Below are 324 nucleotides of genomic sequence, written 5' to 3'. Positions count from 1 at the left end.
AAGAAAATGTAGGGAATATTGTGTCACCGAATGTATCGAAAGAAAATGTAGTTATTCCACAAGTTATACCGCCAAATATTCAAGTGCCAAACATCATGCCGATAATGGATAACAATCAACCACCAAATATAATGCCAATCATGGATAACAATCAACCACCAAATATAATGCCAATCATGGATAATAACCAACCACCAAATATGATGCCAATCATGGATAATAACCCAATACCCAACATTATGCCGATAATGGATAACAACCAAATGCCGAATATGATGCCGGTCATGGATAACAACCAAATGCCAAATATGATGCCAATCATGG

General features: G+C 36.4%; 1 pseudogene. It reads left to right on the top strand.

Annotated features, from left to right (window positions below):
* Positions 1-20: 20 nt before the first annotated feature.
* Positions 21-324 (top strand): annotated as a pseudogene (locus tag KI369_RS17400) (peptigoglycan-binding protein LysM); the annotation flags it as partial.

It is taken from the genome of Bacillus sanguinis, from assembly GCF_018332475.1.
In the GTDB taxonomy this organism is placed as follows: domain Bacteria; phylum Bacillota; class Bacilli; order Bacillales; family Bacillaceae_G; genus Bacillus_A; species Bacillus_A sanguinis.
Note: the sequence above shows the minus strand (reverse complement) of the source record. Positions and strands in the feature narration are given on the sequence as shown.